Origin of the sequence: Pseudomonas sp. TREG-RG-20F-10-E-6-01 (assembly GCF_022662455.1) — a bacterium.
Lineage (GTDB): Bacteria > Pseudomonadota > Gammaproteobacteria > Pseudomonadales > Pseudomonadaceae > Aquipseudomonas.
This window is the reverse complement of the sequence record NZ_JAKNQP010000003.1, coordinates 170,936-190,934: the sequence shown is the minus strand read 5'-3', so window position 1 is coordinate 190,934 and position 19,999 is coordinate 170,936. Positions and strand designations below refer to the sequence as shown.

Sequence of the window (19,999 nt, the reverse complement as noted above, 5' to 3'; positions counted from 1 at the left end):
GGCGGCCAGTCGGAACTGGCCGCCGATTGGCTGAGGCTTACTCTTTCACGTCCATGAATTCTTCCGCCCATGCCACGTAGCTTTCCGGCAGCGTGTAGGTATGCGTCAGTTCAGTCGCGCTGAGGTTCGAGGTGCTGCTGGTCAACTTGCGTTGCGCACGCAGGCTGTCGTAAGTCGCCTTGATCGACGCAAAGTAGGCGCCGTGGCCGGCCACCACAATGCGCACACCCAGCGCGGCCAGGCGTTCGCTGTCATTGAGCTGCGGGTTGCCGTAAGTCACCAGCATCAACGGCACGCTGAGGTTTTCTGCGATCTTCTCAAGGTGGTCGAAGTCTTTGACGCCCACCATGCAGATGCCGTCTGCGCCAGCTTTTTCATAAGCTTTGGTGCGGGCGATGACGTCTTCGGTCGGCAACACGCCAGCGTTGGTGCGGGCGACGATCGACAGCTGCGGATCGACCCGCGCTTCAAGCGCGGCCTTGACCTTGCCGATGCCTTCCTCAACCGAAATCAGGTCGGTGGATTTGCGCCCGAACTGCGCGGGCAACAGCGTGTCCTCAATCGTCAGTGCCGCAACCCCGGCGCGCTCGAGCTCTTCGACGGTGCGCATCACGTTCAGGGCATTGCCGTAACCGTGGTCGGCGTCGGCGATGAACGGCAGTTGGGCCACACGGCCAATGCGGGTGGCCTGTTCGACGAACTCACTCAGTGTGATCAACGCAAAATCGGGTGCCGCGAGGACCTGCAACGATGCGACCGAACCGCCGAGGATACCGACTTCGAAACCCAGGTCGGCGGCGATGCGCGCAGACATGGGGTCAAAGACGGAGGCGGTTTCAACGCAGATTTGTTTGGCAAGCAGTTCACGGAAGTTGCGGCGCAGTGCTGAGTGAGAAATCTTTGGCATGTTCTTTCCTGGCTCTGGTCATCGTCAAGTGACGATCAATGTCTATTCATGGTGGCGCCAGATTACCACGCAGACGAACGGGGGATTATGACGTTTGAGCATGAGACAGATGCCTGACACATGGATCATCGGTTCACGCTTTGGCGATGGACAGGCCTTTCGCACCATCCAGGAGCATAGCCGCCCCATCTTGCACAACTGCTGTGCCAACCGAGTGCTTAATCGCGATGGGCGCAATGCCTATAGTTGTTTCAAACCAGCCCAAGACTGAGGTGAACCATGAACAGCGAATTCAAGCCCGACCTGAGCGTTGATGCCCCGCGCGAACAAGTGGATGCCGAGTACTTTGAATACAGCAAGGCAGCCAACCCGATCAGCGCCAATCTGATTACCCGAATTCCTTACCACAGCTTCCCGGCCTCGCTGTATGCCAGTGGCCCGTCGCGGGTGGTCGCGCTGGACCTCAGCGCTGCGCTGGGCTGTGAGGGCCCGGCAACCGGGCCTGGGCTGTGTGCCAACTTCATCCGCCTGAACGCCGACGACACCTTGGAGCTGCACCCCAATGCCACCTCTCAAGTGTTTTATGTGATCACCGGAGAGGGCAGCGTCGTTCAGGGCGAACACCAGATCGAATGGTCGGCCGGTTGTTTTATCGCGCTGCCAGGCTTGCTGCCAGCCCGGTTCCGCGCCTCGCAGGATGCGCGCCTGTACTACGTGCACGATGAGCCGCTGTTGCGCTACCTGGGGGTTACGCGCAGCACCGACCGTTTCGCGCCGACGCTGTATCCCGCCGCACTGGCCAACCTGAAGCTGCGTGAAGCCGCCGATGATCCACGTGCCCAGGACCGCAGCCGTATCAGCATTCTGCTGGGTAACCGCAACTTTCCACAGACCCGAACCGTCACGCATGTGCTGTGGGCCATGTACGGCATCCTGCCGCCCGGCTCGATCCAGAAGCCGCACCGGCACCAGTCGATTGCACTGGACTTCATCATCGACTGCCCCACGGGCTGCTACTCGCTGGTAGGCACCGAACTGGACGCCGACGGGCAGATTCGCAACCCGGTACGCGTTGACTGGTCGCCGGGGTTGGCGTTTGTCACACCGCCGGGGTACTGGCACGCGCACTTCAATGAGTCCGACCAGGAAGCATTCCTGATCCCTATCCAGGACGCCGGGTTGCAAACGTACTTGCGCGCGCTGGATATTCGCTTTAGCTGATGTGATGAGACCCTAATGTGGGAGCGAGTTTAACAGCCACCCTTTAGGTCGGCTGGGCACGGACAGCCCTGGCGCTTCCAATCAGGTGTGTCGCCCAACTGCTCAACGATGAAGTCGATAAAGCACCTGACCTTCGACGACACAATCTTCTTGGGTGGATAGACGAACCACACAGAAAATGCCTGCTCGGCACCGAGGATGTTCCATTCTGGCAGCCACACCTGTAACGCGCCCGCTTCAATACTGGTCGCCACCAACCAGTCGGGTAACAGGGCAAACCCCAGGCCCTGGCGCACCGCGATCAGCTGCGCATCCAGGTCGTTGATACGGATACAGTCGTGAGGCACCAGCGGCACGACTTCATCAGCAGATGCAAACGCAAAATCATGCTGACTCAGTACCGCCGGCAGGCGGGCCAGCTCTGCCGGCGTTGAAGGGGCAGGGTGCGCAGCGCAAAAGCCCGGACTGGCCACCAGCAGGTAGTTGCCCGCGCAGATCTTGCGCGCCTTGAGCGTGGAATCAGCCAGCACGCCAATGCGAATCGCCAGGTCGACGCCGGTATGAATCAGGTTGACTTGGGCATTATCCAATACCAGTTCCAGCTTGATCTGCGGGTAGCGAACCACAAATGTATTCAACAGCGGCAGGATATGGTGACGGGCAAACGCTGGCGGCAAGTTGAGCTTGAGCAGCCCACGAGGCTCCTGGTTCAGCGCCGACGTCGCCGCCTTGGCCTGTTCAAGCTCATCCAGCACCCTGCGCGCATGCAGCAGAAACGTCTGGCCGCCCTCGGTCAGGTGCAGCGTGCGCGTCGAGCGGTTGAACAGGGCGATGCCCAGGTCCTGTTCAAGGTCCTTCACGTAGCGAGAAACGGTTGACGCCTTGATACCGAGCCGCTCGGCGGCGCGCGAGAAGTTGTTGCCTTCGGCGGCTTCGACGAAGGCGGTCAGCGCGGTGAAATAATCCAAGTGTGACCTGCCGGGCTTGGGTTTATGTTGTCCTCAAGTCTGAGCCTGGGAGTGTCTGCGGTGTTTGCTGATGGTGCGTTTCCCCAATAAACATATACATCGCCGGCACCATGAACAACGTCAGCAGCGTACCAATCGACAACCCGGCGAAGATCACCAGCCCCATGTCGTGCCGCCCCGCAGCACCGGCACCGGAGGCCCACACCAGCGGCACCACGCCCAGCACCATCGCGGCCGTGGTCATCAGGATCGGGCGCAGACGCACGCCGGCGGCCTCTTCTATGGCTTCGCGCTTGCTGTGACCTGCACGTTGCAGTTCGTTGGCGAACTGCACGATCAGGATCCCGTGCTTGGTAATCAAGCCCAGCAGCGTCACCAGGCCCACTTGGGTGTACACGTTGATCGACGCGTAGCCCATGGTGATGAAGGCCAGCGCGCCAAACAGTGCCGGCGGCACCGAGAACAGGATCACCACCGGGTCGCGAAAGCTCTCGAACTGGAAGGCCAGGGCGAGGTAGACGATCAGAATCGAGAACATCAGCAAACCAAAGAACCCACCAGACTCCTGCATGAATTGGCGCGACTCGCCGGCAAAGTCCGAGGTGTAACCCGAGGGCGCCACGTTGGTCAGGATCGTGTTGAGTTTGCCCAGCAGCTCACCTTGGGCCACGCCGCTGACGCCTGACAGGGTGGCCGAGTTGAGTTGCTGGAAGTGGTTGATCGATTCGGGCTGTGTCGAGGTCTCGATATGCGCGACGGTGCGTGCCTGGATCATCGAGCCGGACGGGGTGCGAATGTAGTAATCGAGAATCTGCTCCGGGTTGAGGCGGTTGACCTGCAGCACTTGGGGAATGACTTTGTAGGAGCGGCCGGCGGTCGAGAAGTAGTTCACGTAGTTACCGCCCAACGCCGCCGACAGCGCCGCGCCGACGTCGGCCTGAGTCAGGCCCAATGCGGCGATCTTCTCCCGGTCCACCACCAGCCGGGCTTGCGGCTTGTCGAGTTTCAAGTCCATGTCGGCAAACCAGAACAACTGCTGTTTCTGCGCCTCGGCCATCACGGCCTGCGCGACCTCATTGAGGTTTTCCACGGAGTCGGTGGTGGTGATCACAAATTGCACCGGCAAACCCTGGGCGCCCGGCAGCGACGGCAGCGGAAAGGCCGCGATGGTGGCGCCCGGCACCTGATTCCACTTTTGCTGCAGGTCGAGTATCAGCTGGGCCTGGGAGCGCGTGCGGTCGCCCCAGGTTTTCAGCAGCACGCCGCCCAGGCCTTGATTGAGGATGGGCAGCCCGGTCAGCTGGAACATCTGCGCGTATTCCGTCTCTTTACTGGCGATCTGGAAGGCCTGGTCGGCAATACGTTCCATCTGCTGGGGCGAGGCCGTCGGCGTGCCTTTGATCTGCATGAACACCAGCCCCTGGTCTTCGGTGGGCGACAGTTCACTTTTGGCGGTCATGCCACTGGCGGCCACCAGCAGGAACAGCACAAACCCAAAGGTCACCAGCACCGGCCAGATGTTCAGCCCGCCAGACAACACACGGTGGTAACGCCCGCGCAGCCAGTCAAAATACTGGTCGAGCTTACGCGCAAAACGACCTTCTTCCTGCCCGGACTTGAACAGCTTGGACGTCATCATTGGCGAGAGGGTCAACGCCACCACGGCCGACACGGTCACGGCGCCCGCCAGCGAGAAACAGAACTCCTTGAACAGCGCGCCAGTGAGCCCGCTGCGCAGGCCGATGGGCACGTACGCGGCGATCAACACCACGGTCATCGCGACGATCGGGCCACCCAGTTCCCGCGCCGCGATCAGCGCGGCCTCCAGCACGCCTTTGCCTTCTTCCTTGATGTGCCGGTCGACGTTTTCCACCACGATGATCGCGTCGTCCACCACCAGACCAATCGCCAGAACCAGCGCGAGCAGGGTCAGCAGGTTAATCGAGTACCCCAGCAAGTACATGATGAAGAAGGTCCCGACCAGCGACAGCGGGATCGCCACCAGCGGCACGATCACTGCGCGGAACGAGCCGAGGAACAGGTAGATGACCACCGAGACAATGATCATCGCCTCGACCAGGGTCTTCACCACCTCGTAAATCGAGGTATTGATGAACTCGGTTGAGTCGTACACGATCTCGCCGCGCACGCCAGTGGGCAGTTGCGATTGCAGCTCGGGGAAGGCCTCACGCACGCTGTCGGCGACGGTCAGGATATTCGCGGTCGGCGCCGCCTTGATGCCGATGAACACCGAGCGCTTGCCGGAAAACGCCACGCTGCTGTCGTAGCTTTCGGCGCCAAGGGTGACGGTGGCCACGTCCTCCAGATACACCAAGGCGTCGCCTTTCTGCTTGATCACCAGTCGTTTGAATTCATCCACCGTGTGCAGATCGGTGCCGGCCGTGAGGTCGACCGTTACCGTTTGCCCGCGCGTCGAGCCCACGGCAGACAAGTAGTTGTTGTTGGCCAGGGCCGTGGAGACGTCCTGCGCCGTGACGTTATGCGCGGCCAGCTTGTCCGGGTCCAGCCAGGCGCGCAGGGCGAATTGGCGCCCGCCGAGAATCTCTGCGGTCTGCACGCCCTGGATCGAATCCAGTTTGGGCTTGACCACCCGCACCAGGTAATCGGTGATGTTGTTGGTGGGCAGCGTGTCGCTGTAGAACCCCAGGTACATGGCATCGGTGGTCTGCCCGACGGCAATGGTGAGCACCGGCTCCTGGGACTGCGCGGGCAGTTGGTTCTTCACCGAATTGACCTGGGTATTGATCTCGGTGAGGGCCTTGCTGGCGTCGTAGTTCAAACGCAATGTCGCGGTAATGGTGGAGACACCGGTGATGCTGGTCGAGGACAAATAGTCGATGCCCTGGGCTTGGGCGATGGCCGACTCAAGTGGCTGGGTGATAAAGCCGGCGACTGTGGACGCATCCGCGCCGTAGTAGGCGGTGGTAATGGTAACCACGGTGTTTTCGGTGCGCGGCCATTGGTTCACCGGCAACTCGAAGATCGAGCGCAGGCCCAGGATCAGAATGAACAGCGAAACCACCACTGCCCACACCGGTCGCTGAATAAAGGTATCGGTAAGCTTCATGGGACACCTTTACTGTTCTTGGGGCGTGGGCGCCGGGTCGTTCAGCGGCGCGGCACTGCTATCGACCTTCACCGGCGAGCCATTCTTGAGCTTCATCTGGCCGCTGGTGATCAACAGATCGCCTTCCTTCACGCCCGACAGGATCGCGACCTGATCGCCGCGGGTCGGCCCGGTCTTGATGAAGGTTTGTTGCGCGGTGAGTACTTCATCGCCCTTGTCGTTTTTGCTCGACGTGGCGATGAACACCGTGGTGCCGTAAGGGTTGTAGGTCACTGACGTCTGCGGCACGGTGAGGTAGCGCTGGGTGGTCCCCGAGTTGACTACCGCACGGGCGAACATGCCGGGCACCAGGCTTTGCTTGGGGTTCTCAACGGTCGCCTCGACGGTGACGTTGCGCGTGGTTGAGTCGAACTGGGTGTCGATGGTGCTGATCCGGCCGGTGAAGGTCTGCTTTGACAGGCCGTCAGCCGTCACCGAAACCACCTGGCCGATGGCAATGGCCTCCAGTTGGGTCTGCGGCACCGAGAAATCGATGTAGATGGGATCAAAGGTCTGCAACGTGGCGATCTTGTCGCCGGGGTTGAGGTATTGGCCGGGGTTGACGCTGGTAATGCCGATGCGCCCGGCAAAGGGAGCGCGAATGGTTTTTTTCGCCACCAGCGCGCGCTGTTGTTCGGCAGCCGCGAGTTTGGCCTTGAGGTCGGCGGTGTCGGTGTCCACCTGGGCTTGGGAAATGGCGTTGACCGCCAGTTGCGCCTTGTCGCGCTTGAGCACGATACCGGCCAGGTCCGCAGTTGCCTCCAGGGAGTGCAATTGGGCGATGTCCGAGTCGGCGTTCAACTGCACCAGCAGCGCCTGGGCCGCCACCTCTTGCCCGGGCGTGAAGCCCAGGGTGCGCACGATGCCGCCGACTTCAGTGGTCACATCCACACCGCGCACCGCCTTCATCGAGCCCACGGCGGAGACGCTCGGTTGCCAGTCACTGAACGGCACCCGCAGGGCCGTCACCACGGCGGCCGGCAAGGGCGTTTTGGATTGGGCGATCAGCGCTGAAATCTGCACGAATTTCACCCCGGCAATGATCGCGACAATCACCAGCACCACCACGATCATGATCAGCATCGGCCGCCACAGGCGACGCTTGCGCGGTACTCCGGGCTCGGGGGGCAGGGCAGAGGCAGTCTGAACGTCAGCCATGGGGGTTCTCACTGTTTCAATGATTCAAGTCGGGAGCGGCTTTACTGTGAGCCGGCATGATCTCTTGCCACGACGGCAGGCCGAAGCGGTCCGGCGCGCCCTGGGTGGCGGGGGCCACATCCGTGCGGTTCCACCAGCCGCCGCCCAATGCCTGGAACAGCGCCGTGGTGTCGCTGTAGCGCGCGGCCTGGGCTTTGACGCGGGCGAGCACAGTGTTTTGGTAGGTTTGCTGGGCCGTGAGCAAGTTGATGTACGCCACCGCGCCTAGGCGGAACTGGGCCTGCACCAGGTCCAGGTTGGCTTGTGCGGAGTGTTCGGCCACGACCTGCTGATTCAGCGCATCGGCATCCGCCTCCAGCGCCCGCAGCGCGTTGGCCACGTCCTGGAATGCGGTAATCACGGTGCCGCGATAGCGCGCCGCCGACTCGTCGTAAGCGGCCACGGCCGCACGTTTGCGGTGTTCGAGTGCGCCGGCGTCAAAGATCGGCTGGGTAATCGAACCCGCCAGGCTCCAGACACCGCTGCCCGCCGAAAACAGCTTGGTGCCGCTTGCCACCGTGGAACCCAACGACCCGGTAATGCTGAATTGCGGCAACTGATTGGCGACGGCCACGCCAATGTTGGCGCTGGCTTGATGCAGTTGCGCCTGCGCCGAACGCACATCCGGCCTCTGGCCGACAATGGCCGAGGGCAGGCTGACCGGCAGCGCTTCTGGCAGATGCAACGAGGCCAGATTGAAGCGTTCGCCTTGATCCTGGTTTGGAAAGCGCCCCAGGTACGCCATCAATTGGTTGCGGGTCTGTGCCAATTGCTTTTGCAGTGGCGGCAAGGTCGCGCGGGTTTGCGCCAGTGCGGTTTGCTGCGTGAGCACGTCGCTGTCGCCGATGGCGCCCAGTCGGCGCTGAGCTTGCAGCAGGTCGAGCTGACCGCCCTGCAGTGTGATGATTTCTTCGGCGGCGGCCACCTGATCGCGCAACGACGCCAGGCTGACCGCGGTGTTGACCACATTGGAGGTCAGGGTCAGGTAAGTCGCCTCCAGCTGAAAGCGCTCATACTCGGCTTGCGCGGTGGTGGATTCGATTTGCCGGCGCGTGCCGCCAAACACGTCCGGCGCATAGGAAACGCTCAGCGACGCCGAACTCACTGTGAGAATCGGCGACTCCGGGATGCCCGAGGTGACGCCGGAGACTTTCTCGCGGGCTTTTTGCACATTGGCGCTCACCGACGGAAACAGCGACGCCTGGTCGGCGTACACCAGCTCGTTGGCCTGGCGCAGTGCCGCTTGCGCGGCGCTGACGTCCGGGTTGGCGCGCAGGGCTTCTTCGACCAGCGCATTGAGGGAAGGCGAGCGGAACAGCGTCCACCACTGCCCGGGAATATCCATCCCGGCGATCAGCCGCTGCGCCGAGCCACCGGCGTCAATGTCCGCCTGGGCAGTGGTCGTGAGAGGGTCCTTTGCAAAGCCGGCATTGGCCGGTACATCGGGCCGTGCAAAGTCGGGCCCCACGGTACAGCCGGCGAGGGCGAGGCACAGCAGGCTCAGCGGCGCCAGCAAACAGGCATGTCGAAACGGGGTGCGGATTGGCACCACTGCGGGTGCACGCTGGCGAAGCTGCTCTTTCATATTTACTCGGATTAATCAGTTGGCCAACGGCTGTAATGGTTGAGCGATGCGTGCGGGTACGTCCGGCCGGGCGGCTTGAAAAGGCCGCGGGGTGTCGGGGTTTCAACCAGTGTAGGTGGCGTAGGGCACTGTGCAATGTGCGGGTGCAACGCGTGCGGCCTGAAAATGCCTAAGTTGCATTATTTGTGAATTAGGTTATGCGTTATCAGTATTTTACAAGCGGTATTTATAACCGCATCGTATGAACCCCTACGAACACTGCCGAGACCGCACGCGCGGATCGACTTGCATGCCTGACCAGGCATCTGGAGACGAACGTGCGTTACCTGACAACACTGGCGGCCGGGTTGGCCGCCACCTTGCTGTGCCTGACCGCGAACGCGCAAACGCTGGTGGTGGGCGACCAAAGCTACAACGCCCAAGCCGTGATGGAGGCGGCGGGCGTGCTGGAAAACCTGCCGTACACGCTTGAGTGGAAGCAGTTCACCGCAGGCTCGCCGGTCGCCGAAGCGCTGAATGCCAACAGCCTGGATATCGGCTTGCTGGGGGACGCGCCGGTGCTGTTCCTGGGCGCATTAGGTGCGCCGATCAAGGTGATTGCCGTCAGCCGGCAAAACCTCGACGGCGTGGCCATCCTGGTCAGAAAGGATTCGTCGATCCACACACTGGCCGACCTTGCCGGCAAACGTGCGGCGCTCTGGAAGGGCTCCTGGAGCCAGCAATTGCTGCTCACCGCGCTGGACAACGCCGGCGTCCCGCGCGACTCACTCGAGCTGCGCTACCTCAGCGCACTCGACGCTTCCCATGCGCTGGAAGGAGGCTCGGTTGACGTCATCGCCACCTGGGAACCCTACGTCACGCAACAGGAACGCCAAGGGGCGCGGGTACTCGCAACCGCGGAGGGCTTGATCCCGGCCCAGAGCTTTATCGCCGCCAACGCCAAGGCTGTCGAGGCCAAACGCGCGCAAATCAGTGACTTCCTCCAGCGCCTGAAAAAAGCCCGCGACTGGACGCGCCAAAGCCCGGCCAACGCTGACGCGTATGCCGATGCGTGGGCCAAGCGCACCCGCGCCGACGCCGACATCGCCCGCGCCTGGTTTGCGCGTGCGCGCACCACGGTCGAACCGCTTACGGCCCAGTCGCCGGTCGAAGCGCAAAAGACCGTGGACTTTTTCGCCAGCCTTGGCCTGGTCAAGTCTTACTCCGCAACGAGCCTGTTCGATGATTCCTTCTCGGCCTCGCTGCAGCCCGCCGTCGCCCAGACCCAGCCGTGAACGTTTCAAGGAACTCTTCTGATATGACCCAACGACAGCTCAAACTCGGCGCCCTGACCATGGGTTGCGGCGGGCCGGGCCGCCACAATCTATGGCTGGACCCGCACTTGCCGGCCGACGCCAGCGTCAACGTCGACTGGTACATCGACATTGCCCGCCAGGCCGAGGCGGCGCTGTTCGACCTGATGTTTATCGTCGACAGCCAATTCATCACACCGGGCTCGCCCTCCCACTACCTGAACCGCCTGGAGCCGCTGACGCTGCTCTCTGCGCTGGCTGTCAGCACGCGGCATCTGGACTTGGTCGGTACGCTGACTACCTCTTACAACTCGCCCTATAACGTCGCCCGGCGCCTGGCCTCACTCGACCTGATCAGCAAAGGCCGCGCCGGCTGGAACGTGGTCACCAGCGGCGACGCCGGCACGGCCGGCAATTACAGCCGCGACGAACATTACGATTACGACACGCGCTACAGCCGCGCCGCCGAGCACGTCCACGTGGTGCAAGGCCTGTGGAACTCCTACGAGGAAGACGCTTTCGTGCGTGACCGTGCCACCGGCCAGTTTCTCGACCCCAGCAAACTGCACAGCCTGAACCACAAGGGCGAGCACTTTTCGGTGGTCGGCCCGCTGAATATCCAACGCTCACCGCAAGGCCAGCCGGTGATCTTCCAGGCCGGCGACTCTGAGCAAGGCCGCGACCTGGGCGCCGCCACGGCGGACGTGATCTTCACCCACGCGGCCAGCATCGAGCAGGGCCAGGCGTTTTACCGCGATATAAAGGGCAGGGCGGCGCAACACGGTCGCGACCCGGAGCAACTGCTGGTCATGCCCGGCGCCGAGATCTATGTGGGCGACACCGATGAGCACGCCCGTGAAATCGAGCAGCACTACCATCACGCCGATCACAGTTTCGAGCTCGCGCTGAAGGAGTTCGGGCGTAATTTCGGCTGGCATGATTTCAGCCAGTACGACCTCGATGCGCCGTTTCCACAGGAGAGCCTGGAAGCGGCGCGCAGCAGCTTTTTCACCAATGCCAAACGCATTGCTGATCAAGCGCGGGACAAAGGTTTCACGCTGCGCCAGGCAGTGGAGTTTGGTCGCCAACTGCGGCCGGGCGCGTTTGTGGGCACGGCGGACACGGTTGCGCGCAAGATGGAGGCGTGGCTCCAGGCGCGCGCGGTGGATGGGTTCAATATCTATATTGGCCATCCGCAGCAGTTCGCGCGGTTTACGCAGGAAGTCATACCGTTGCTGCAGGCGCGTGGGGTGTATCGCACGGCGTATGAAGGGACGACGTTGCGGGAGAGTTTGGGGCTGGGGATTTCCCGGTTCAAGCACCACGGTTAGTTGCCCTGGCTGGGAGCAAAGGTGGGAGCCGGCCTGCTCGCGAAGGCGCCGGCCAAGCCAGCATTGGTGCTGACTGACACGTCGATTTCGCGGGCAAGCCCCTTCCCAGAGGGCATCTGCGCTTAAATGAGGGTTGAGGGACCGGACTATTCGCCCTCGACCTGCTCTTGATAGCCCTTGCGCAATTTCTCCGCAATCAGCTTTTGCGCTTCACGCACTGCGCGCTCAGGGCTTTCAAGTGACTTGATCAACGTCTGGCCCTTAGTGCCGATACGCCCAAAGTTCACCACAACCTCCGATTCCGTCACGCCGATCCGCCAGAACTTGTTGGAGTTACCTTCACCAAACGTGAACTCACGCATTGGGGTGGTTGCTTCAGTGGCTGGCGGCGGTTCGACCTCAACCGTTTCCAGCGCCACGGCCTGTTGCGGCTCTGGCAGCGCGGGCGCTTCTTCGCCACGCAGCAGCGCTTCGATGCGATTCAGCACGTCTTGCGGGTCGCGCAGCCAGTCATGGCTGAGTACGTCGATGATCTTCCAGCCGAAACTGCGCAACACGGTCGGGCGGAAGATATAGCGCTCACGCACGTCAGCCGCCGCCGCGCTATCGCTGTCCAGCAAAACGCCGAGGCTGAAGTGTTCACCGCTGGCATCACTGATCGCCAGGTCGCAGCGAAACTGTGAACGCCCGACATATTCCTGCACCGTATGCCCGCGTTTGCGCAAGGCGGCGGCGAGAGCGCTGCGCAGGCTGTCCTTGGGCAGGCTGACGGCAAAGGATTGTTTGGCGCCGGGGTTGAGGTTGGCGAGAATGCCCTGGGAGCGCGGCGCGTCCCCGCTGGCGCTGGCTTGAGCAAACTGCAGGAACGCGCGCAGCGCGGCGGCACCGTCGTTGTGGGTATTGGTGATGGCATCTGCCTCAATGCTGGAGACGATCGCCATGCGTTTCCGCGCGCGGCTGAAGATCACATTCAGGCGTTTTTCCCCGCCGCGCTGGTTGATCGGGCCGAAGTTCATCAGCATCTTGCCGTTCGGGCCTGGCGCGTAGCAGATGCTCAGGATAATCACATCGCGTTCATCGCCCTGGACGTTCTCCAGGTTCTTGACGAACAGACCATTGAACTGCCCGGCGTCTTCACGCACGTACTCACGCTCAAGGCGGGTGGCGAAGGCTGAGTCGCTGGCCGCCAAGTCCTCCAAGGCTTGCTCGATGGCACCTTGTTGGGCTTCGGAGAAGGCCACGATGCCAAGGCTCAGGCCGGTCTCGCGGTGCAGCAGTTCACGCACCAGGTTGGCGATGTACCGCGCTTCGGCCAGGTTACTGCGGCTGAGGTAGACGCCATCGCTCATCTTCAAGAAGCTGATCGGGCTGTCGAGCAGGGTGTCGGCGCCTTGCATCGCTGCCTGCGCGTCCTTGGAGTCCAGGGCAGCCTGGGCCGGGGCAGGGCGCTCGATACGACGGTCGGGAATGGTGATCAACCGGCCTTCATAGAACGCCGCGTTGGAGAAACTGATCAACGCTTCATGGCGGCTGCGGTAGTGCCAGGCCAGCAGGGTCGCCGGCAAATTACGCGCGGCCTGGCTGAGCAAGCTGTCGGCGTCGAGGTTGATTGCAATCTGTTCGCCGTCTTCCATGGCGACCAGCTCGTTATCGTCCTGGTCGCCTGCGCTGGAGAAGAAGTTGGTGGGTGGCAATTGCATCTCGTCACCCACCACAATCACCTGTTGCGCACGGCTCAAGGCCGGCACGGCTTCCTCGCTGGGAATCTGGCTGGCTTCGTCGAAAATTACCACGTCGAACAAGTCCGGGGTCAGTGGCAGGGTGTCGGACACCGACAGCGGGCTCATTAGCCAGATAGGCTTGAGGTCGTTGATCACCCGGCCGCTGTCGCCACTCGCCATTTCACGGATGGAGCGATAGCGCATGGTCTTGCCCAGCTCATGTTCCAGTTCGCGTCGGCCCTTGGCATAGGCCTTTTTGAACTCACGGGCCTGGGCGTCAAGCTGGGTCACCGACATCGCCGATTGCTTCACATGCTCCAGGAAGCGCTGATGCAGCGTGGCGCTGAGCACATGGGCGTTGTGCTTGAGCAGGCTGCTTTCAGCCTGGCTGACCTGACGAGCCGCCAGGCCCAAGGCCGGGCCGTCGAAGCGCGACAGCTGAGGGTTGGCGCGATACAGACGGGTGAGGTTTTCCTCGGCAATCAAACCATCCAGCACCGGTTGCGCCAAGGCGTGCTGCTGCACGGCCAACAGGCAAGCGGGGTCGGCTTGATGCAGCTCGTTGAGCAGCGGCAGGGTGTCGGGCAGTTCGTCGAGTTCTTCACGCAGGTCGCGCAGGTATTCGGCCAACGCGCCCAGGCTCGGCGCCGGTTCGAATACACAGTGTTGCGCAACCAATTGGGCGAGGCGCGCCAATGGCTGGCGCAGGTTAGCTTCCTGGCGCACACCGGGCAGGGCGTCCGGGTTACCGCGCAGGCTTTCGAGCCACTGGCGCTATAACGGTGATGCACTCAGTTGCGCCAGCAGGGCTTGCAGGTTGTGCACGAACAGGTCGATGTCCTGAATGCCGTAGCGGCTTTGCAGGCGCTGCTGTTCGGCTTGCAACTCGGCGGTGGCGCGGTGCTCATCGGCCAGGTTGTCGAGCACGCTGCGGTAATGTGGGCGGATGGCATGCTGACTGAAGTCGTAGCGCCGTTGTAGCTCGCCACGCAGCCGCCACCACGACGGTTGCAGCCAACGCAGCAGCGAGCCTTCCAGGCGCTGCACCAGATCCTGGGCGGCCTGGGTGTCCTGGGGGCCGAGTTTGTCGCGCCAATGGCGGGTGTTTTCGCCGGCATTGTGTTGCCGCACGGTGAGCGTCTGCAACGTCGCCTGTTCGGCATGCAGCGCCTGGGAGCCGGGTGAGCCCGGCTCCAGCAGGTCGAGGTGCGAGGTCAGGTTGGCGCTGGTCAGTTGCTCGGCCGCGTGGGTCAGCACGCACGCATCCGCCAGGGGTGTGTCACTCGAAAGCAGGCTTGAGGGTGACTCCATCAGTTGCTCGACACTGTCCATCAGCTCGCCGGCTTCATCCAGGAATGCCTTGAGCTGGCCATACGCGTGTTCGTGGCTGATGAGATTAGAGGCCAAGCGGCTGAAAGGATGGCGCGCAAAGCTGTCGAGGCCGAAGCGTTCGTTGATCGCCTCATACACGCGGCTAATCAGCTCACCGTGGGCCTGCCAGTGACGCCAGTCGGGCAGGCGTTCAAGTACCTCGGGCGGCAGTTTTGCAGACGCCGCAGGCAGTTCGATCAGGTGGCGCACCAGCTCGCGCACCGAGCACGCCAAGGTTTGCGGAACCGCGGCCATGGCCTGTTCGAAGCGCTCGATCAAACTCAGCTGCTGGCTCAAGGTGGCCAGTGTGGCACTGCGTCGAGCTTGCAGTTGCGCTGATTGGGCGTCGCCGGCAATCCAGCGCTCATAACACTCGCGCAAGTTACCCACGAACGCTTTCTTGTCAGTTTGGGAGTCGTGAATCAGGCAGCACAATTCGCCCAGTTCACTTTGCTGCAGGCGGTGGAATACCACGTCCAGCGCCGCGCGCTTTTCGCACACGAACAGCACCCGCAGGCCGCGACCGGCATAGTCGGCGATAAGGTTGGTGATGGTCTGGGACTTGCCAGTGCCCGGCGGCCCCTGAATGATAAAATTGCGCCCGGTGCGGGCCAGGCTGACGGCGGCATTTTGCGTTGCGTCGCCGGCCACCACGTTCCATTGTTCGGGCAACGGAATCGGGTCCGGGGCTTGCACTTCAACGTCTCGCGGCTCAATGGAGAACATCCGGTCAAACGCTTCGTTTTGCGCCGGTTCGTCGATCAACTGCGCGTAGTCGCGTACCAGCGACATCTTGCGGTAGTTGAAGTTGGCCAGTGTCACTTGGGTCAGGTCGATATCCCAGGCGTAGCGGTGCCCCTGATTCTCGGGCAGGGCGAAGGTGCTGTTTTCAGTGCTGCTGGCGACCATTTGCGGATGCTGGTCGCGCAGCGAAGGTTTGCCGCCTACTGCCAGGCGCAGCGGCAACTGGCTTGGCAGCACTTTTTGCTGGAACAGTTGCAGGCCCAGCGGGCGGTAGTCTTCGCGGTCGTAGCTGAAATCCGGTCTTACCAACGGCATACTCGAGCGCTGACGAGCGCGGCGGCGCTGGAAGTGGTGCAGGTGCTGCACGGCCTTCTGGTGGATCAGTTCGATTTGCGGCTTGCTCTGCAAGCGCAGCTCGACGCCGGGCTCGGTCAGTTTGATCTGACGGGCAATATCGGCGTGAATGTCTTCCAGCGAGGTCTTTTGCAGGTCGACGGTTTCCGGCAACTGGATATCGTAAAGCTGACGCAACTGATGACGCAGTACCGGGTTGAATTCGGCCTCGGTTTCGTCGCACTGCAACATGAACTGGTCGCGCACGCCTTTTTTACGGCTCAGCTCCACCGGCAACCACAGCAACGGGGTGACAATGCGTTCTTCCGGGGTGTCCTTGAGGTTGTGCCAGCGCATGAAGGCGACAACAAGGCGCAGGTTGCTGAAGCCGAACTCGGCGCGGTCGCGGCGGGTTTCCTGGATGAGGCGTTCCAGCGATGCCTGCAACCAGGTCTGGTCTTCAAACCGCAGCCATTGCTGCAGGCCAACGGGTTTGCCGCTCAGTACCTGCTCGGAAAAGCCACCGAAGGTAGGCTGCCAGGTACACAACGCTTCGGGGCGGATGCTTTCGATGCGCATCACCAGTGGCACGCTGGCCACGGTCAAATTGACGTTCGCCTGGGTCGGCCGAAAGTGCAGCAGGCGGTTGCGTCGCGACAGATCGAACAGCCGGTTGCGCAGATGCTCAAGCACCACGGTGCGCCGCGAAGCCGGGCCTTCAGCCTCGGCCAGCACACGCTCGACATCCAGGCTCGCCGGCTGTTCGCGCCAGGACTCCAGGCGCTTGGCCAGCGAGCCGACATCGGTGGCGCGCTCATGGCGGTTAAGCTCAGTCATCTCGACGATTACATTGGCCAGCACCGGGTTGAGCCGGCCATTGAGCTGGAACAGGTTGCGCCGGTGCCGGGCAAACGTCTTGAGGTCGTTGATATCGGCAAAATCCAACCCGCAAGCCAAGCATGCCAGCAACTGGCCGAGTTGGAAAATATCGGTGATTTCGTCGTGATGCCCAAGCTGATGTTCCCAACTGCGCAAGTCCGTCAGGAACACCGGGTGGTCGATGGCCTGGTGCGGATCTTCCTGGACTTGCAGGTCGGTAATTGCCACACCGGTTTGCGAATCGCGGGTCAGGCGGACCTTGCCGACGATATTCAGCGCCGACTCAGGGTTGGGCTGCACCTGCTTGATCGCCTCCAGCGCCAGGCGCGGCGGCACGCCCTCGGGGTTGCGCAGTTGCAGGGTACGCTCTGGCCCTTGCAGTACATCGAGGTAACTGAGCTGGGCAACACGCCCCAACTCATGCAGTTGCGCCACCTGACGCAGCAGCGGCAGCGCCAGGAACAATACATCGTCGATAGGCACGGCGGCGCCGTCGTGGCTCGCCAGTAATTGCGTGAACGTGACGGGTTGGGTTATTGGGTCCATGTGTCGACCTCCGCTTTTAGTGCGCGAACGATCGGGTCGAGCTCACGTTTGGGTAATTTGATATCGCGTTTGAGCACGTTGATAAAGTCGTCGGCGCTGCCGAGTTTCTTCGCCGTGCGCGCGGCATGCAGCAAGGCTTCATCACGCAGGTCACGGTCGACCAGGCTCAGGTCGAGCATGATGAAGTGCAGGTATTCATGGATGCTCGCGTCGATACGCTCGGCATTCAGCGTGGCCAGGTCCAGCGGCGTCTGCGTGGTCTTCCAGTCGGGGAAGAAACCCCGTACCTGATTGAGTACCGCCTCGGACTGCAACACCGCTGCGCCGATAAAGGTGGTTATAAAGCCACGGGTGAGGGCGGTCAGCTCGACCTGGTCGGTCACGTCCAGGCGCGTCAGCGACAACGGCCCACGCAGCCGGCGGTGCAGCCAGGCGTCGGTTTCCGGAACTTGCCGCCACCAACTGTCTACCGCTTGGGAACGCAGGAAAGTCTCCGGGTGCGAGACGCCCTGGGACAGTTGCGCATCCTTGCCATCCAGCTCGCGCGCCTGTTGCAAGTAGCTCGCGGCATCGACGCTGACAATCCCGGTGTGAATCTTTACCAGCGAGGTGATGGACGCTTCGGGTCCGCCGGCCACCAGGGCCGCGCCGCGGTCGGCGTAGATTTCGGTGTGCAGGCTATATAAACGTGCGGTCTGTTCCAGGCTGGGCGGCGTATACACATCGGCCATCGCGTGGTTGAGAATGCGCTCGGCAGTGAGGTAGTCGCCGTCGTGCTCCGACCATAAACGGTAATGGGCCAGCTCGTGCCCCAGCAACGCCAGCAACTCCTGGGCGTCGAGCCGTTCAAGGATCGGCCCGTAAAACACCACATGCACCTCACCGGCAAGGTAATACAGGCTCGCATTCATCGCGCCGTCGCCCGCCTGGTAGAGCGTGGCGGGCGCCTGGACCTGCAAGCTTTGCAACGCTGCCTCACAGGCCCGGTAAGCCTGCGAGTGAGTCTCGGGGCTCAGGCGGTAGGTGTCGCGCAGCAATTGCGCGCGTACATCCTGGGCATGTTCCTGCTGCACGCCCAGGGACGAGGCCCAGCTCCACACGGCGGGCTCACTGGTTTTCAGGTAGTCGACCACCTGCTGGTGATAAGGCAGTGGCGTGAGGCTGCTGATGTCCAGCGCGGGGGTACTCATCGTTCAAACGTCCTTGAGGATACGGCTCCATAAGCTGCGCCTGGGCAGCAGAGGCTTGGGCTGGCATCCCGGTGTCAGTGATCGGCAATAAACGCGGAGCATACCTAGTGGTTGGGAAAAATACTTGTGAAAGTACACAGCCCTCGGGTTTGGCAATCAGGTTATTTAGCGCGCATGGATTGCGTAAGCTGGTTGTCGAACACTCTCGCGTCGAACGCCTTTAAAACGCCTTTCAGCGTTTTCATTGCCTGAACCCTTGCTAAAGAACCTCCTGGCCCAACCCCAAGTCATCCGCGCCACAAAACACCCACTTTCACGCTTACGGAACGAGGTTATCGTCGAAGTCTTCACGTTCGATGGTTGTGTATGCTTGCGCGCGAATGCCGCCTTCGGAATAGGTGCAGAGTCGAGTTGTCGCTTTCTTTCCCTGCGGCCGCACGACTATTCCCTCGCTCATGTCAGGGTCGTTAGGTTCCCCTGGAGTAAAGTTTGTGCGCACCATACGGTCGAAAACGGCGTAGGTTACCCCGTGATTGATGAAGCGCAGATGTGCTTCGCCTCCACCTGAGTAGCCGGTAGAACTGAACCAGAAATGACCATTGGGTGGACTCAGCTTCTCGGGATAGCTCAACTCAATGTTGCCGGGCGTACCAAATCGGTATTGCACATAGCCTGTTGTCGCCGAGAAATCCTGCGACGCGCACACCGAGATCATCTTCCGGCCGGAGTCGCATCCGAACAATAGCGTTTCTTGCGCCTTACACAGATAGCGCTGTTCCGAAGCCTCCGCGAACGCGTCGAGCGCTATAGCCCCCATCGTCAGGATGCAAACGCCCTTTAGTATCGTGACTTGAATTCCCATGATGGCTCCCGAATTTTCACTCTAAAACTTATCAGTATTCAGGCTGTACTATCGGAAAACAAAGGGTTTTAGCCTTAGATCTTGGCGAGCCAACAGCGCTACAACACCTGTCTACCTCATAGACGCGTGCACGTGAGGCAGCCAAGGATTTCGGCGCCTACCTTTGTTCGCGAGCATAAAAAAAGATTGAATATTCACATCAATTGTTATTTAAATAACACCACAATAGCGTCACGACCGCCCTGGACGTGCTCGCAATAAGATGGGATGACCCTGTGCATGACAATTGAAGAGCGTTTGATGGAACAGGCAAAGCGTGCCGCCCAGAGCACGTACTCGCCTTATTCCCATTTCCCCGTGGGCGCGGCATTGCTGACCGCCGACGGTGAGGTGGTACAGGGTTGCAACGTGGAGAATATCTCCTACGGGCTGACCAACTGTGCCGAGCGCAGCGCGTTGTTCAGCGCCATCAGCCAGGGCTATGCCCCACGCAGTTTCAAAGCCATGGCTGTTTATGCACCCAATGTTTCACTGATAAGCCCTTGCGGTGCCTGCCGCCAGGTGATGCTGGAGTTGATGGCCAAGGATGCAGTGGTGATTTGTCAGGGCAGTGACCCGGCCGCCACGCGCACCTGGACCCTGGAGCAATTGCTGCCGGGCGCCTTCGACGCTTTCTAATCCTGGGCAGGCCTTCGGGTCTGCATTCGCGTGGTCCATTGTTGAGA

11 protein-coding genes and 1 pseudogene are annotated in these 19,999 nt (G+C 61.6%); 4 read left to right on the top strand and 8 right to left on the bottom strand.

Features of this window, described 5'->3' with window-relative positions; all coding sequences use genetic code 11:
• Positions 1-37 precede the first annotated feature (37 nt).
• Positions 38-907 carry an oxaloacetate decarboxylase gene (locus L8K08_RS11310; protein ID WP_242196795.1) on the bottom strand — a complete coding sequence of 290 codons (870 nt, stop codon included), beginning with the start codon at positions 905-907 and terminating at the stop codon, positions 38-40.
• 279 nt (positions 908-1,186) lie between these two features.
• Here L8K08_RS11310 and L8K08_RS11305 point away from each other — a divergent pair, with 279 nt between their 5' ends.
• Complete coding sequence (locus L8K08_RS11305; protein WP_242196792.1) at positions 1,187-2,128, top strand: cupin; 942 nt, start codon at positions 1,187-1,189, stop codon at positions 2,126-2,128.
• A gap of 29 nt (positions 2,129-2,157) precedes the next feature.
• On the opposite strand, the gene L8K08_RS11300 is transcribed toward L8K08_RS11305, so the two are convergent.
• From L8K08_RS11300 to L8K08_RS11285, 4 genes are read right to left on the bottom strand one after another with little or no spacing between them, the layout of a single operon-like run.
• Positions 2,158-3,096, bottom strand: coding sequence for a LysR family transcriptional regulator (locus L8K08_RS11300; protein WP_242196789.1), 939 nt, complete (start codon positions 3,094-3,096; stop codon positions 2,158-2,160).
• A gap of 22 nt (positions 3,097-3,118) precedes the next feature.
• Complete coding sequence (locus L8K08_RS11295; RefSeq protein ID WP_242196786.1) at positions 3,119-6,184, bottom strand: efflux RND transporter permease subunit; 3,066 nt, start codon at positions 6,182-6,184, stop codon at positions 3,119-3,121.
• Between the two features lie 9 nt (positions 6,185-6,193).
• Entirely contained in the window at positions 6,194-7,381 is a 1,188-nt protein-coding gene (locus L8K08_RS11290; RefSeq protein ID WP_242196782.1) for an efflux RND transporter periplasmic adaptor subunit, read from the bottom strand.
• 16 nt (positions 7,382-7,397) lie between these two features.
• Positions 7,398-9,005 (bottom strand): efflux transporter outer membrane subunit, encoded by a 1,608-nt coding sequence (locus tag L8K08_RS11285; protein WP_242196779.1) that lies wholly within the window; start codon positions 9,003-9,005, stop codon positions 7,398-7,400.
• A 317-nt stretch (positions 9,006-9,322) separates the two neighbouring features.
• On the opposite strand from L8K08_RS11285, the gene L8K08_RS11280 reads away from it, so the two are divergent.
• Positions 9,323-10,279 (top strand): ABC transporter substrate-binding protein, encoded by a 957-nt coding sequence (locus tag L8K08_RS11280; protein ID WP_242196775.1) that lies wholly within the window; start codon positions 9,323-9,325, stop codon positions 10,277-10,279.
• 23 nt (positions 10,280-10,302) lie between these two features.
• Positions 10,303-11,628, top strand: a complete 1,326-nt coding sequence (locus L8K08_RS11275; RefSeq protein ID WP_242196772.1) for an LLM class flavin-dependent oxidoreductase — start codon at positions 10,303-10,305, stop codon at positions 11,626-11,628.
• Between the two features lie 146 nt (positions 11,629-11,774).
• Here the strand turns inward: L8K08_RS11275 and L8K08_RS11270 are convergent.
• The 3 genes and pseudogenes from L8K08_RS11270 to L8K08_RS11260 all read right to left on the bottom strand — a co-directional run bounded on the left by L8K08_RS11270 (position 11,775) and on the right by L8K08_RS11260 (position 19,274).
• A pseudogene (locus tag L8K08_RS11270) lies at positions 11,775-17,222 on the bottom strand (WGR domain-containing protein).
• Entirely contained in the window at positions 17,210-18,412 is a 1,203-nt protein-coding gene (locus L8K08_RS11265) for a M48 family metalloprotease (protein WP_242196768.1), read from the bottom strand. The pseudogene L8K08_RS11270 and the gene L8K08_RS11265 overlap by 13 nt, the downstream one beginning before the upstream one ends.
• A 319-nt stretch (positions 18,413-18,731) precedes the next feature.
• Complete coding sequence (locus L8K08_RS11260) at positions 18,732-19,274, bottom strand: hypothetical protein (protein WP_242196765.1); 543 nt, start codon at positions 19,272-19,274, stop codon at positions 18,732-18,734.
• 279 nt (positions 19,275-19,553) lie between these two features.
• Here L8K08_RS11260 and L8K08_RS11255 point away from each other — a divergent pair, with 279 nt between their 5' ends.
• Positions 19,554-19,952: a cytidine deaminase gene (locus L8K08_RS11255; protein WP_242196762.1), complete on the top strand. Its 399-nt coding sequence runs from the start codon at positions 19,554-19,556 to the stop codon at positions 19,950-19,952.
• The last annotated feature ends 47 nt before the right edge of the window (positions 19,953-19,999 follow it).

Coding starts and splice junctions, on each gene's coding strand:
- L8K08_RS11285 (WP_242196779.1), bottom strand. CDS start 9,005: ATGAAAGAGCAGCTTCGCCAGCGTGCACCCGCAGTGGTGCCAATCCGC.
- L8K08_RS11290 (WP_242196782.1), bottom strand. CDS start 7,381: ATGGCTGACGTTCAGACTGCCTCTGCCCTGCCCCCCGAGCCCGGAGTA.
- L8K08_RS11305 (WP_242196792.1), top strand. CDS start 1,187: ATGAACAGCGAATTCAAGCCCGACCTGAGCGTTGATGCCCCGCGCGAA.
- L8K08_RS11260 (WP_242196765.1), bottom strand. CDS start 19,274: ATGGGAATTCAAGTCACGATACTAAAGGGCGTTTGCATCCTGACGATG.
- L8K08_RS11310 (WP_242196795.1), bottom strand. CDS start 907: ATGCCAAAGATTTCTCACTCAGCACTGCGCCGCAACTTCCGTGAACTG.
- L8K08_RS11265 (WP_242196768.1), bottom strand. CDS start 18,412: ATGAGTACCCCCGCGCTGGACATCAGCAGCCTCACGCCACTGCCTTAT.
- L8K08_RS11255 (WP_242196762.1), top strand. CDS start 19,554: ATGACAATTGAAGAGCGTTTGATGGAACAGGCAAAGCGTGCCGCCCAG.
- L8K08_RS11295 (WP_242196786.1), bottom strand. CDS start 6,184: ATGAAGCTTACCGATACCTTTATTCAGCGACCGGTGTGGGCAGTGGTG.
- L8K08_RS11275 (WP_242196772.1), top strand. CDS start 10,303: ATGACCCAACGACAGCTCAAACTCGGCGCCCTGACCATGGGTTGCGGC.